Source organism: Enterococcus mundtii, from assembly GCF_002813755.1.
In the GTDB taxonomy this organism is placed as follows: Bacteria; Bacillota; Bacilli; order Lactobacillales; family Enterococcaceae; genus Enterococcus_B; species Enterococcus_B mundtii.
In genome coordinates, this window is sequence record NZ_CP018061.1 from 880,747 (window position 1) to 896,072 (window position 15,326).

The following is a 15,326-nucleotide window of genomic DNA, read 5'->3' on the forward strand; positions in this document are numbered from 1 at the left end:
TTGCGAACTTACGTTCTTCTTGTAAAGCGAACAGAAGGTAAAGAAAAAAGCCTGTTGAACAGGCCCAAAGTTATTAACCTAACAATTCCTTTTTCTTTTCATCAAATTCTTCTTGAGTGATTATTCCGTCGTCAAGAAGGCCTTTGAATTTTCGTAACTCATCGGCATCGCTTCCAGAGGAAAAGGACTCTTTAGTATTTGAAGAAATGATTTGATCTAGTTTAGCTGCTATGTTGTTATAATCTTCCAATGTAGACTTTGTTAAGAAACTGTCTGTTTTAGATTCTGAAATAATAAGCATGTAGTTTTGAGAACGGTTTTTGGTAAGGTGAAGAATAAATCCTAATCGCTTAATAGTATCGAATTCTTTTCCACCAGTCCCAGCTCCAACAACAGCACCAACAGGACCAGCTATAACTCCACCAACTATTGCACGAGTAATGCCGTGATGTTTTCTTATTTTTCCACCTTCAAATATAGGAGTGTAGCTAATTAGTTCATCGTAATTGTATACAGCTTGTGATCTGTTCATTGTAAGAGATTTCTTTATAAAAATTTTACCATGTTTATCATCGAAATACATGTCGCCAACGTTGTAGTCACTATGGTTCTTAAAGTATTCTAGTATTTTTTCATTTTCAGCTTTGCGATTTGCTTTTTCACGTTTCGCCTTTTCTTTATCTGCCTTGCTGCTAAACAAACCCATATCCATTCCTCTTTTCAATAATTTTATAAATTCATTGTATCAGAAATTAAATTTAGAACCTATCAGTATTAAACAACTTCTATTTTTTTGTAAATAGCTTCAAGAATAATATTCATACCAAAACAACTTTTTCAAGGGGCAAAAAAGGGGCAAGTAGTTTATATTATTTTACAATGATATATTTTTAGACTGCATAAAAACATGGATATATAAGTCTTTTTACAACAATGTATTATAAAGGCAATGCGTATAACAACATGTCTTCCATAATGTTGCCTTAGAAGATTAATTGAATAAAGCGGATAGAAGAGGCCATGGCAGAAGTGTTTAGCCTCGAGAAATAAGGCGCCAGCCACGAAAATTGTTTTTCAAATTTTTGTGGCTGACGCCTTATTTCTGAAGATATACTTCTGTTCCCGCCGTTTGTTCCGTTTTAAGTGTTACGAGAGGATGAATGGCCAGATACTTTTTTATTTTCCTAAAAAACAAACAGCCGTTATTCTGTTTGAAAAGCCATTGTCATGTTTTGCTTTTGATCTTTTATTTATCCAACTTTTTCTAGTAAAGGGATTTTTTGTCGATTCTAAAAATGAAGTATAGTCATACGATGTGAAAGAAAGAGAACAAGTACAGAGTAGCTAAATTAAAAATCCTGTGTTATTTGTTACAGTTTTTTTGTGATTTATTATCATTTCTATTTCAACCTGTGTTATTATTAAAGTATCGTGAGTAAACGAATAGTAATTTGATGTAGGCGGGGAAAGAATAATGGAAGCAAAAATTAATCTAGAGCCTTTCGAACGTATTCTAAGCGGTTACCAAAAAGTAGAAGAGTTGGCAGTCAATATCACCGATTGCTCAAAGCTTGCACAAAAATATGCACCTTATGGGGTAGAAGGCTATCGTTTAGGAAACTATATAGGCACAGGCTATTTGAATCGTTACCTAGAATGTATGGTTGATCGCGCGCCCATGCTGATCTATAAAAAAAAATATTTGATTCCATTGCTTTTTCGACGTTCTGACTCAGCATTTCAGTTGTTTGAAGAAGATTATCGAATGGAAGCTTTCTTTTTATTATTGGACTGGAGTCTGAAGCATCAACCAGAAAAGATATTGATTGAGACAAGTCAAAAAGTAGATACGAAAAAAGAAAAAGTCATTGATACAGCTTATTTGGCTTTTCGTGTATCAGAAATATTGGATAGTGGGGGTTACCCGATCAGTAATTTCCAAACAGTCGAACAATTTATGGATTGGAATCGTATTTATCGTCTGATCGATAATGGAGGGATTGGTCGCCATAGTAAAGTATTTGACCCAGAATATCCCGAAAATATCGAAGAATTGCGAATGATCGTCTCACTTGTTCGTTTGAAATACCCAAACACAGATTTGATGTTGTGACCGATAGATGAATAAAAAGAGGCAGAGACAGAAGTGTTTAGCCTCGAGAAATAAGGCGCCAGCCACGAAAATTTTTTTTCAATTTTTGTGGCTGGCGCCTTATTTTTTGAAGAGGTTACTTCTGTTCTCGCCTTATATTCAGTTTAAAGTGATGGGAGAGGACTGATTCCCCTGATGCTTTTTATTTTTAATAACGAATCAATCTAAAGCGAGAGACTCATGATTTTCAGTAGCCATTGTTTGTAGAAAAGAAGCGTCTTTCGCTGATGTGAAGAGGATCAATTCATGCATAGCACGCGTACACATCGTATATAAGATTTGTTTGTCATGACCTGAATTGAAATGTGCATCATCGACATTCCATAAAAAGACTCGGTCAAATTCTAATCCTTTTGCTAGATAAGCAGGAAGAAGAATAATTGAACGTTTCATAAAATCAGACTCGTCCGCAATCAATTGGACTTGATCTTTTAGCGAACTAGGCAATTGTTCATAGAGTACTTCACATTCAGCGATCGTTTTACCAATGATCGCAGTACGCCAATATTTTGCTTGCTCTTTCGTGTCAATGATCGTTTGTTCCAACCAATTGATTTTACTTACAGATGAATCACTTTGGACGATCAACGGTAGGCGACCTTCACGAGCCGTTGTTTCTACAAGATTGTCGTGAGCTAAGAAATGATTGGCAAAATCAGTGATTTGCTTCGTGGAGCGATAGCTCGTCGTCAATTGGAATTGGGTCACTTCTTTCTCTGGGAAAAGCGACTCTAGCGAACCAGTGATCGTCTCGTTCCCAAAAACATTTTGGTTCAGATCCCCACAAAATGTTAGATTTGCAGTTGGATAGATTGATTGCAGCAATGCGACCTGCGAAGGAGCAAAATCTTGCATTTCATCAATGAAAATATACCTTGCCTTTTGTGTGACTGATACGGGATGGATTCGACGCATCAATAGGAAGTACAAGACGGCGTCTTCCTGCGGCAATTCTCTTTTCCGTAAGTTCATTTTGACTTCTTGAAGATGTTCGTTCCAAGAAGTTTCGCTGATTCCATGTGCGGTTAACATCGTTTTAGGAATCGTTTGTAAAAAGTGAAGAAACTGTTTCGGTAAGTTGACGAATTGATAATGTAAAATTCCTCGGTGAACTTTACGGAATCTTTTTTTCACGATTTGATTCGTGAGTTTTTTACGCAATGATTTTTCTTTTTGTTCGGTGTATTCTAAATTTGGATCGGTTGCATATAGTTCTTGAAGTTGTTCTTCAGCAAGCTCTTTGACCCACTTCTGACGGGTTTCATCCTTTTGCAGACCGCCTAATTTTTTCAATAACTTTGTCTGTAATAAAGATAGACGTTGATGCAATGGAAGTAGTTCATTGGTTTCTTGGTACCATTTTCGGATTGCTTCTTTGGATAGGATCGTTCGACCATTGATTTTCATCTCACGGAACAATGGCCCAAAATCAGTGATCGTCTGGATGTAAGTCTCCAGGTGATCAACGAAAGTCAATCCGGATTTCAACGTTTTTATCGGGTCATCGGCACCAGAAAGGAAACCGACTTCTTGTTGTTCTTCTTCAGTCAACTCAAATTCAGGAACCAATTGCTGTAAATAATTTTTGAAGGTTTGTGTCGGAACACCACTTTCACCAAGAGATGGTAAAACAGTGGAGATGTAATCAGAAAACAGATGGTTTGGTGAGAACAATAAGACGTTCTCAGCATCTAGCCATTTCCGATTGTGATAAAGGATGAATGCGATACGTTGAAGTAATGCTGAAGTCTTACCGCTTCCAGCAATTCCTTCGATCAGCATCACTTTACTGTTGGTGTCACGGATAATGGCATTTTGTGCTTTTTGGATCGTCGACACGATGTTTTTCATGTGAGCACTTGATGCGTCATCCAAGATTTCTAATAGAAAATCATCATTGATGACTTCAGATGTATCGACCATGGAGACGATTTTTCCTTCAACGATTTTGAACTGTCGTTTCAAGAGAAGTTCGACGTCGATTTTTTCGACATCTGTTTCATAAAAAGCAGGGCCGATTTCTCCTTCGTAATACAGGTTAGCGATCGGTGCACGCCAGTCGATCACGATGGTTTCTTCTTCTGTATCTCTCAATGAGGCGATTCCTAGATAGAGGGTTTCTTTTTCCGCTTCTTCTTTGAAATCGATGCGAGCAAAGTAAGGACTTTCTTTCATTACTTCTAATGTTTGCAGACGTTTTTGCTGAGATTCTAATGTGTGGTATTTTAAAAGCAATTCTTGTTCATGTTGGCGGTATTCGACCACTGACTCATAAAAAGACTCGTTGGAGCCGCTACGTATTTTGTGATTAGCTGTTTCTTTTGTGGAGTCATTCATTTTTTCAGTCAAGTCGCTTAATTTGCGATTCAATAGGCGTTGTTCAAGTTGGATCATTTGTGTGGTTTCTTCCACATGCTGTTGTTCTAATTGTCTTTCATTCATTGCATCGTTTACTCCTTCCGCCGTAAATAACGAATTAAAAGTATAGCACAGTTTGACTAAAAAAGGTACACAAGTGAGTTAACTAAAAATAAACGCAAAACTACATGAGAGTGATAGTTGTTTTCATTTAGGGGTTTTTAGTTTAAATGGCTTTAGAGAACAGGTATTCTAAATGTGGAGAAAGGAGCTGAACGAAATGACACATTTTAAAAAATTTGCCATGACACTACTGATTGGAGCGGTGGCCCTCATCAGTGAGTTTATGTTCGACCGTCCTCGCCTTGCGTTTATGATCATTGCTATCACCGGTGGCACACTCGCCTTCTTGATGTTTGTCGAAATGATCAAAACACTGCGTTCAGGGAAATATGGGGTCGATATTTTAGCGATTACAGCTATTGTTGCGACATTGCTCGTCAATGAATATTGGGCGAGTTTGATGATTTTGATCATGTTGACAGGTGGCGAAAGTTTGGAAGACTATGCGCAAAAAAAAGCAGGTCAGGAATTGCAATCCCTATTAGATAATACGCCAAGAACTGCCCATAAATTGCAAGGAGATCAACAACTTGATGTTGCGGTAGACACACTTGAGATCGGCGATCATCTGGTGATCAAACCAGGGGAAATCGTTCCAGCTGATGGACGAGTGATCATGGGGGAATCTACTTTTGACGAAGCATCATTGACTGGAGAAGCAAAACCGATGAGCAAGAAAGTCGGTGATGAATTGATGTCCGGTTCGGTCAATGGGGACTCATCTGTCAAAATGGTGGTTGAGAAACGGGCAGAAGATAGCCAGTATCAATTAATTATCAAACTAGTAGAAGAATCGAAAGAAAAACCCGCACGTTTTGTCCGTCTAGCAGATCGTTATGCTGTTCCCTTTACTTTGATCGCTTACTTGATCGGCGGAATCGCTTGGTGGGCCAGTGGTGATCCTGTACGCTTTGCACAAGTCCTAGTTGTAGCTTCTCCATGTCCATTGATTTTGGCTGCACCTGTGGCATTAGTTGCAGGGATGAGTCGCTCAAGTAAAAGTGGGATCGTTGTCAAGACTGGTACCGCTGTAGAAAAATTAGCAGAGACTAGAACGATTGCCTTTGATAAGACAGGAACGATCACCAAAGGGATGCTTGAAGTGACAGGCGTTGCTCCAGTTCAAGAGTTTTCAGAAGCGGAATTATTACGTGTAGCGGCGAGTGCGGAACAAGGCTCAGCCCATATCTTAGCCCGTTCCTTAGTTCAAGCAGTTCCCCAATTGTTGCCAGTCACTGATTTGAAAGAAATCTCAGGCCAAGGGATTACAGCTACGGTTGATGGCAGGCAGGTTAAAGTAGGGAATGCACGCTTTATTGATGTTCCAGAAGCTAAAACAGATACGACTGCGATCTATGTGGCGATTGATGGAAAATACGCCGGAACGATCTACTTTTCAGATACGATCCGTCCAGAAGCAAGTAAAACGATTGCTCGCTTGAAAGCTCAAGGTATCAACGATTTACTGATGGTCACTGGGGACGGACGTACTGTGGCAGAAGCAATTGCCGAGGAAGTTGGCTTGACCGAAGTTCATGCTCGTTGTTTACCACAAGATAAATTAACGATTTTAACTAGTATCCCCAAAGAAAAGCGGCCTGTCACGATGGTAGGAGATGGTGTCAATGATGCTCCTGCCTTGACTGTCGCGGATGTAGGTATCGCCATGGGCGCACATGGCTCAACTGCTGCAAGTGAAAGTGCAGATGTCGTCATTTTAAAGGATGATTTAGAACGAGTGGCAGAAGCAGTGATGATTTCTCGAGAAACGATGAAAGTAGCGAAACAATCTGTTTTGATCGGTATCTTTGTTTGTGTCTTTTTGATGATTGTTGCCAGTACAGGAGTTATTCCAGCATTGTTTGGCGCGATGCTTCAAGAAGTGGTTGATACAGTTTCCATTTTAAGTGCGTTGCGTGCAAAAAAATCAGCGAAACAAAAACAACATGCCATGATCACACAAAATTAAAGGCAAAATGATAAAAGAGACTTTTCAGCAAAATCTTTTTGCGGTATGATGCAAAGAGAGAAGCAATAGTTGATCAATAAAAAAGTGAACGATGAAAGGAAGTTGAAAACATGCCATTCGTACATGTTGAATTAGTCGAAGGACGTAGCCCAGAACAATTAGAAAACATGATGAAAGATATCACCGAGGCGGTCCATAAAAATACGCAAGCACCAAAAGAACACATTCATGTAATTATCAACGAAATGAAAAAAGGCACGTATGGTGTCAATGGTGAATGGAAAAAATAAGTGAATTCGAGACTTGATTTTTTGAAATAATAGTGGTTAAATAAACACATAGATGATTGATGAGAAAGACAACTGAATTTGAGAGTCTTCGATAAGAGAGGAAAAGCTAGGCTGAAACTTTTCCAGGAGAAAACCAAAGGATGACCACTTTCGAAACCTTTGTTGAAACAGAGGCGGTCGTACCGTTATCACGCTTGAGGAATACGCATGTCGTATTCAAAATTAGGTGGAACCACGAATTTTTCGTCCTAGTATCTGTACAGATACTAGGACTTTTTTTTATTGGTGGCGAAGCTAAAAACGGAAATTTAAAGGAGGAACCCCTATGATAAAAATGACATTTCCTGATGGTGCAGTCAAAGAGTTTGCGCCAGGGATCACCACTGCAGAAATTGCAGAAAGTATTTCTAAAAGTTTAGCCAAAAAAGCCTTAGCTGGAAAAGTGAATGGCGAACTGATCGACTTGAACCGCGGGATCGAAGAGGATGGCTCAATCGAGATTGTGACACCTGATCATGAAGACGCACTTGCTTTGATTCGTCATTCAAGTGCTCATTTGATGGCACAAGCCATGCGCCGTTTATATCCAAATATCCACTTTGGTGTAGGACCAGCAATCGATTCAGGATTTTACTACGATACTGATAACGGTGAGAGCCAAGTCAGTGCCGAAGACCTACCAGCGATCGAAGCGGAAATGATGGCGATCGTCAAAGAAAATTTGCCGATCGAACGTCGTGTGTTATCAAAACAAGAAGCATTAGAAATCTTTGCAAGTGACCCTTACAAAGTGGAACTGATCAGCGAATTACCAGAAGACGAAGTGATCACTGCCTACCAACAAGGAGAATTCATCGATTTATGCCGTGGCCCACATGTCCCATCAACTGGTCGTATCCAAGTCTTCAAATTATTATCTGTGGCAGGGGCTTACTGGCGTGGAAATTCAAATAACCAAATGATGCAACGTGTTTATGGAACAGCATTTTTTGATAAAAAAGCATTAAAAGCGTTCATCCAAATGCGCGAAGAAGCAAAAGAAAGAGACCATCGCAAACTAGGAAAAGAGCTAGAATTATTCATGGTAGCTCCTGAAGTTGGCTCTGGTTTACCTTTCTGGTTACCAAAAGGTGCAACAATCCGTCGTACGATCGAACGATACATCGTAGACAAAGAAATCAGCTTAGGCTATCAACATGTGTATACACCGATCATGGGTGACGTGGAGTTATACAAAACTTCAGGACACTGGGATCATTACCAAGAAGATATGTTCCCGCCAATGGATATGGGAGATGGCGAGATGCTCGTGCTACGCCCAATGAACTGCCCACATCACATGATGGTCTACAAAAATACGATCCATTCATACCGTGAGTTACCGATCCGTATCGCAGAACTTGGTATGATGCACCGTTATGAAAAATCAGGTGCGTTGTCTGGATTACAACGTGTACGTGAAATGACATTGAATGACGGACACACATTCGTTCGTCCTGATCAGATCAAAGATGAATTCAAACGTACGTTGGAGTTGATGGTCGCAGTTTACGCTGATTTCAATATTACAGACTATCGCTTCCGTTTAAGTTACCGTGATCCAAACAACACAGACAAATATTTTGACGATGATGCCATGTGGGAGAAAGCACAGATCATGTTAAAAGCTGCGATGGATGAAATGGAACTTGACTATTTCGAAGCGGAAGGAGAAGCAGCCTTCTATGGACCAAAATTAGATGTCCAAGTTAAAACAGCATTGGGAACAGAAGAAACATTATCAACGATCCAATTAGACTTCTTACTACCAGAACGTTTTGATTTGACTTATGTAGGAGAAGATGGTGAAAATAATCATCGTCCAGTCGTTATCCATCGAGGCATCGTTTCAACAATGGAACGCTTCGTGGCATATTTGACAGAAGTATACAAAGGCGCATTTCCAACTTGGTTGGCACCGATCCAAGCAACGATCATCCCAGTTTCAGTTGATGCTCATTCAGATTACGCGTATGAAATCAAAGAACGTCTACAAATGAAAGGCTTGCGTGTAGAAGTCGACGATCGCAATGAAAAAATGGGCTATAAGATCCGTGCTTCACAAACGCAAAAAATCCCATACCAAATCGTGGTTGGGGATAAAGAAGTGGCAGATGCAACAGTCAATATCCGCCGATATGGTAGTAAAGAAACTGCTGTAGAGGACTTGAATATCTTTGTCGATGCAATGGCAGAAGAGGTTCATAATTACAGCCGTTAAGACGAGTTCGCAAGAGAACCAACGCCTAATTTAATAAAAACAGGAAGGACAACAAAGAATTGTTCCTTCCTGTTTTTTTATGAGGCACTTATTACACACGTCAAAACGCTTGATCATGCTAAAATAAAAGTATTAGATAAATAAGGGGGAACGTAGAGAATGTATCAACCGATCCAACCTCATCATCTGTTTCATCAAGCATATGAAGAAAAAATACATTATAAAGAAACGGTTCTCCCAGACTTAGCAGATGTCTTGGTGTGTATGTGGGAGTCTATTTCATTTGACTTTAGCGGTACGGTCAAGGATGTGATCATCGCCGATGGTTGCATTGATTTAATTGTCAATGTCTTGGATCAATCTATTTTTTATACCGGTTCAAGTAAAACGGACTTCAACTTTCTCTCAAGGTTTCCCGAACACTATATTGGTTTTCGCTTAAAGCCAGGCGCTTTTTCTGCCTTAACTGGTCGAGAGGCAACAGCAGCGATGGATCAAGTGTTGTTCATTGAAGAAGTAGATGTTGGGTTTGATACAACCCTTCTTTTTACGCTCACGATTGAAGAAATGAAAGAATCGCTGATCAGCTATTTATCCGGATTAGCCAAATGTATCTCTTCGACGGAATACATTCAGTTATTTGAAAAACTATATATAAAAAAATTAGCTTCCCCACAAGCATTATACGAATATATGAGACTTAGTCCAAGGCATGTCCAACGGCTATTCAAAAAGCATTACGGTCTCACCCCACAATTGGCTCTATCGACCATAAAATTTCATCATAGTTTGACCATTTTATTAAAACAACCTGCCGATCGAAGGGAGCTTGTTGGAAATTATTATGACCAGTCCCATTTTATCAATGAGTTCAAAAAAAATATTGGCCTCACACCCATTGAGTTTGTTAAGTTGAGTGAGCAGCGAAAAATGTCGCTTCTATCCAATACGTTACTAACCTAAGTTGCTACAATAAAACTAACTTAAAAAAGGAGTGGTCAATAGATGAACTTTAATCAGGCAAAAATCGGGTTGTTGATTCAAAAAGATTATGGGGAATGTTATGATTTTTACACAAAAAAATTAGGATTGGTTCCTACATGGGGAGATCGAAAAGGTCCGTATACGTCATTTGCTATGGCAAAAGGAGAACCTAACTGTTTTGATATGACGTTAGCAAAAGAAATGTCTTTGGTCAAAGGGTATATACAGTCTGCTAAAAATGGAATATCTGATACAGTGGTGATCACATTACCTACGAAGGATATCCAAAAGGACTATGCGAAGTTAACCGCCAACGGTGTCACTTTTTTAGGTGAACCTCAGAAAATAGAGGCTTGGGGAGGATTTACCAGTGCCTACTTTAGAGACCCAGAAGGCAATTTGTTTGAACTGAATGATGGATATTAGTTTCTTTTTATATGTTGCTTCTTTCTTTTTTATTTTGTTTTTTATAGCTGGTTCTGTGAAATTCCATAAATGATAAGTCAAAAGAAACCAAGATAAGGGTGTGACATGTTGCCACTTATACCTTGGCTTCTTTTTTTAGCGATTGATTTTTAGGAATAACAGTAATCGGTTGAGCAGGCAGAGAACAAAGGATATTCTCTATTTTCTTGTTTAGTATGAGAATTGTTTGCCTTTGAGTATGATATAATGACATAGACATTTAGAAAAAGGGATGTGTATGAGATGAGCGTAGTGAGTCGCATTGAAAGTATGATGAATGACTATTCTTCTGCCGAAAGAAAACTAGCAGATTATATCGTAACACATGTAGAAAAAATACCAACGATGACAGCCAATGAGCTAGCAGAAGCGGCGGGCCTGAGCGCTCCCACAGTTGTTCGTTTCTCCAAAAAACTTGGATTTCAAAGTTTAACGGATTTTAAAATCACTATTTCCACCGAACTACAAGCAGGTATCGTGGAAGGATTCAGTGATATTGAACCAAATGAATCATTTTATTCGATCAAACATAAATTAGGGAATAATGCGCAAGTGGCGATCAAAGAAACCGTGGATATTTTAGAAGAAGAGATGATCCAACGTGTCGTTGAGCGTCTGGAAGAAGCACAAACAGTTTATCTATATGGCGTGGGCGCATCTTCTTTAGTGGTTGAGGATATCCTCCAAAAATGGTCACGTGTAGGAAAACCAATCATTTTTGAAAAAGACATTCACGTCTTATTGCCACAATTAGTGAGTAATGAGACCAAAAAAGTCCTATGGCTTGTCTCTAACTCAGGAAACAGCAAAGAAGTGGTGATGATCGGACAGTTAGCCAAAGAAATGGGTATCGATGTTATCGCATTGACTCAATTTGGAAATAACCGATTAAGTAAATTGGCCGATGTCGTTGTCCAGACATCAAGACCAAAAGAAATCACGAACCGAAGTGCAGCAACTAACTCATTATTGGCTCAATTTGCAACGATTGATATCATTTTTTATCTTTATATGGCAAAGAATGAAAAATTAACGGAGAAAGTCACTCAAACCAAAGAAGTGATCAAAAATTATGTCAAACAAAAATGAAATAACAGATGATAGTTTTCCACAATGTCATATTTGTTTCCATTGTTTCACAGTAAAAGAAAACTTTATTTTCAAAAATAACCATATTTTTTAAAGTTTTTTAGAATCCATTTGTGTGACACATTGCTTGTTTGTGAAACAAACTAGTCTTTTTTGGGTCGAGAATTAAAGAATTTCTTGCGGATCAGGATTTTACTTTTTAATTTTGTTTTTTTTAGGTACAATGGAGCCTATAAGTAGGCGAAAAAGAAGGAATGATGAAAAGTTTTATGAAAAAAAATACAAATAATTCTTGGTTAGATCGAATAAAAAAAGGAACACAAGAACCAAAAAATAAAACGTTTCGACGTTCACATGTTCCCTTTCGTTTAAATTTCCTTTTTTTCATTATATTTACGTTGTTCGTGTCATTGATTGCTCGATTAGGTTATTTGCAGATCGTAAACAGTGAGGAACTAGAAGCAAAAGTCAAATCATCTTCGTCTCTAACGGTACAAGTAAGTTCACCCCGAGGCATGATCTATGATGCCACTGGGAAAGCTTTGGTGACAAATCAAGCCAACCAAGCAATCACATTCACGAGAGGCAGAAATATGACAGCGGAGGATTTGCTGAAAACAGCAAATACCTTGACACAGTTGATCGATATGCCAGTGGATGAAAACTTGACTACACGTGATAAGAAGGATTTTTGGTTAGCAGACCCCGATCATTTGAAAGCTGCGACTGAACGCCTATCGGCAAAAGAAAAAAGCTTGAGCACGAGTGAACAATACCAAGCAACTGTAGATAAAGTGACAGATGAGGAAATCAATTTCAATGAGGAACAATTGAAAGCAGCAACGATTTTTAAACGAATGAATAATGCTTATGAATTGAATACAGTTTTCATCAAAAATTCTGGTGTTACAGATCAAGAATTGGCGATTGTGGCAGAACATGCATCAGACCTGCCAGGTGTTTCAACAGGAACTGACTGGGTACGTCAGTATAATGCGGCGGATTCCATCAAGAGTATTCTAGGAAGCGTAACGTCAGAAAAACAAGGCTTACCTGCCGATCAAGTAGAAGAATTCTTGGCAAAAGGCTACTCACGTAATGACCGAGTAGGCCAAAGCTATTTAGAAAAACAATATGAAGATGTCTTGCAAGGAACAAAGACTCAATATGAAATCACTTTAGATAACAATGGAAATGTCATCCAACAAAAAGAGTTGTATGCAGGAGAAAAAGGATCGAATTTGATGTTATCGATCAATGCAGAGTTCCAAGCGAAGGTCGAAGAAATTCTTAGAAACAATTATCAAAAATTAGTCGATAATGGAAAAGCCCAATACTCACCAGGTGCGTATGTAGTCGCGATGAATCCTCAAACGGGTGAAGTATTAGCGATGACGGGTTTCAGCCATGAGCAAGGCTCAAAAGAGTTGACTGAAAATGCCCTTGGTACGATCACGAATGCCTTTGTTCCAGGATCTGTTGTAAAGGCAGGTACGTTAGCCGCCGGTTGGCAAAGTGGCGTGATCAGCGGTAATCAAGTATTAGTAGATGAACCAATTCGATTACAGGGCTCTTCAGAAAAAAGTTCCGTCTTCAATCGTACTGGATCTGTACCGTTGGATGTGGTCCAAGCGTTAGAGCTTTCATCAAATACCTATATGATCAAAGTAGCGTTGAAGATGCTAGGGTTAGAGTACGTACCAAATATGGGCTTACCTAGTCTAAGTGAAGAGGCACAAGCGTATGAACAATTGCGTGACGGCTTTAAACAATTTGGACTTGGAACAGTCACAGGGATCGATTTACCAAATGAGTCTGCGGGGATCTCACACTCTGTTGAATACATGAAGAAATTCAATGCAGACAACGGACAAGACTGGTTCACACCAGGAAACTTTACTGACTTGGCATTTGGCCAGTTCGATACGTATACCCCGATCCAGTTAGCGCAATATGCTGCAACGGTGGCGAACGGTGGAAAAAGAATCCAACCACGCATTGTCAAAGGCATTTACGGAAACGACGAGAATGGTAACTTAGGTGAAGTGAAAAAAGAGATGGAACCAGTTGTCGAAAATACAGTAGACGTGTCTCCTGAAGAGATGGCCCTTTTACGTGAAGGATTCCATCAAGTAGTCCATGGAACAAATAACTACACGACTGCTCGATCATTAGCAGATGCAAAAATGGATCTTTCTGCTAAAACAGGGACAGCCGAAACAGTCGCTGAAGGTCATCCCGATATCGTAACAGTCAATAGTAATATCGTGGCCTACGGACCAACAGAAAATCCTGAGATTGCGGTAAGTGTTGTCTTACCAAACCTGCTAGATGAAAAAGACCATATGAATTCGGTCATAGCCAAAGAGATCATGAATGCTTATTACGATATGTTCATGGCAAACAGATAACAGAGGTCAGAGCAGAAGTATTTAGCCTCAAGAAATAAGGCGTCATCCACAAAGATTTTGTGGATGGCGCCTTATTTTCGAAGAGCTTACTTCTGCTCCCTCTGTTTATTTGGTTTTAAGTGGTGCGAGAGGACGAATGCCCCAGATGGATTTTTTATAATGAAAGTAATTTTTCAAGGTAATTCGCCAAACCGTCTTCTTCATTTGTTTGCTCAGTGACATCGTTGGCTACGCCTTTTAGTTGCTCAGTCCCATTAGCCATTGCCACACCCCAGCCCGCATATTCAAGAAGTTCTAAGTCATTGTGTTCATCACCAAAAGCAATCACATCTTTTTGTTCGATCGATAGATAATTCGCTACTTGATGGATTCCTTTCGCTTTTTCGATCCCTTTTGAAACAATCTCCAGTATCGCCATTGGGCCACCCCAAGTCCTTACATCGACATGCTTCCCAAATTGACGTGTTAGTTCGGCAGAAACTTGTTCAGCATATTGTTTTTCTGTACGTACCAATAAGGACGTAGGGTTAGTTGTTAGATTTCGTGGAGACAGTAGGTTTTCTGGTTTAGGATTTGGTGAAGCAAAGAATTTTGCGTCAAAAAAATCAAAAGTATCGATAAAGAAAGTGTCGCGATTCTCCGCAGCAATAAAATCTAGATTCAATTGATTTTTTTGCGCTAAGATCTCAAAAACAATCTCTTTATTGATCAATGTTTCTTGCTCCCCAGCCCATTGTTGGTTTGGGATATGCACAAGCGCACCGTTAAAGTTGACCATCGGTGTTGTCAATTCTAACTGTTGATAATATTGATAACTCATTCGATAAGGACGTCCTGTTGCAATACTGACATGATGGCCAGCATCAATGGCTTTTCTCAATGTTTCTTGGGTTTTAGAAGTAATGATCGACTCAGGATTCAACGTTGTTCCATCCAAGTCGATCGCAATCAATTTTTTGTTCAATGCTGTCATTCCTTTCAAACAACGATTTGTTTTAGTCTAGCATATTTCAATGAATAAACAAGGTGCAGATCTTTCTGAAAAATAATTGCTTTGAAGCAAAAATAGAAAATAAGAAACGAAATCAACCTAAACACGAACATTAAAAGATTAAAATGGTATTTCATAAAGATTTATGTTGAAAAACGAATGAAATGTCTATATAATTTATAAATGTTCGACGGAAAATTATATTTGGATTTATTTTTACATATTATATAGTCC

General features: G+C 39.0%; 11 protein-coding genes. 8 read left to right on the forward strand and 3 right to left on the reverse strand.

All coding sequences use genetic code 11. The features are described 5' to 3' along the window. Positions 1-73: 73 nt before the first annotated feature. Positions 74-706, reverse strand: coding sequence for an SHOCT domain-containing protein (locus EM4838_RS04365; RefSeq protein ID WP_081367402.1), 633 nt, complete (start codon positions 704-706; stop codon positions 74-76). 768 nt (positions 707-1,474) lie between these two features. Here EM4838_RS04365 and EM4838_RS04370 point away from each other — a divergent pair. After that, positions 1,475-2,113, forward strand: a complete 639-nt coding sequence (locus EM4838_RS04370; protein ID WP_071866062.1) for a hypothetical protein — start codon at positions 1,475-1,477, stop codon at positions 2,111-2,113. Between the two features lie 198 nt (positions 2,114-2,311). On the opposite strand, the gene helD is transcribed toward EM4838_RS04370, so the two are convergent. Next, a complete protein-coding gene (gene helD / locus EM4838_RS04375; protein WP_071866063.1) occupies positions 2,312-4,594 on the reverse strand; it encodes an RNA polymerase recycling motor HelD in 2,283 nt (760 codons plus the stop codon). Between the two features lie 196 nt (positions 4,595-4,790). On the opposite strand from helD, the gene EM4838_RS04380 reads away from it, so the two are divergent. The 7 genes from EM4838_RS04380 to EM4838_RS04415 all read left to right on the forward strand — a co-directional run bounded on the left by EM4838_RS04380 (position 4,791) and on the right by EM4838_RS04415 (position 14,101). After that, the gene (locus EM4838_RS04380) at positions 4,791-6,602 is read left to right on the forward strand and encodes a heavy metal translocating P-type ATPase (RefSeq protein WP_071866064.1); all 1,812 of its coding nucleotides are present in this window, start codon (positions 4,791-4,793) and stop codon (positions 6,600-6,602) included. Positions 6,603-6,712: 110 nt separating this feature from the next. After that, on the forward strand, positions 6,713-6,892 hold the full coding sequence (locus EM4838_RS04385; protein ID WP_002287649.1) for a 2-hydroxymuconate tautomerase: 180 nt from the start codon (positions 6,713-6,715) through the stop codon (positions 6,890-6,892). 325 nt (positions 6,893-7,217) lie between these two features. Then, positions 7,218-9,152 carry a threonine--tRNA ligase gene (gene thrS, locus EM4838_RS04395; RefSeq protein WP_019723795.1) on the forward strand — a complete coding sequence of 645 codons (1,935 nt, stop codon included), beginning with the start codon at positions 7,218-7,220 and terminating at the stop codon, positions 9,150-9,152. 159 nt (positions 9,153-9,311) lie between these two features. Further along, the gene (locus EM4838_RS04400; RefSeq protein WP_071866065.1) at positions 9,312-10,115 is read left to right on the forward strand and encodes an AraC family transcriptional regulator; all 804 of its coding nucleotides are present in this window, start codon (positions 9,312-9,314) and stop codon (positions 10,113-10,115) included. 42 nt (positions 10,116-10,157) lie between these two features. Next, positions 10,158-10,562 (forward strand): VOC family protein, encoded by a 405-nt coding sequence (locus tag EM4838_RS04405; RefSeq protein ID WP_071866066.1) that lies wholly within the window; start codon positions 10,158-10,160, stop codon positions 10,560-10,562. Positions 10,563-10,844: 282 nt separating this feature from the next. Beyond that, positions 10,845-11,690: a MurR/RpiR family transcriptional regulator gene (locus tag EM4838_RS04410; RefSeq protein ID WP_034688402.1), complete on the forward strand. Its 846-nt coding sequence runs from the start codon at positions 10,845-10,847 to the stop codon at positions 11,688-11,690. Positions 11,691-11,944: 254 nt separating this feature from the next. Next, positions 11,945-14,101, forward strand: coding sequence for a peptidoglycan D,D-transpeptidase FtsI family protein (locus tag EM4838_RS04415; protein ID WP_041684181.1), 2,157 nt, complete (start codon positions 11,945-11,947; stop codon positions 14,099-14,101). Positions 14,102-14,255: 154 nt separating this feature from the next. On the opposite strand, the gene EM4838_RS04420 is transcribed toward EM4838_RS04415, so the two are convergent. Further along, a complete protein-coding gene (locus EM4838_RS04420) occupies positions 14,256-15,065 on the reverse strand; it encodes a Cof-type HAD-IIB family hydrolase (protein WP_010735846.1) in 810 nt (269 codons plus the stop codon). Positions 15,066-15,326: the final 261 nt, after the last annotated feature.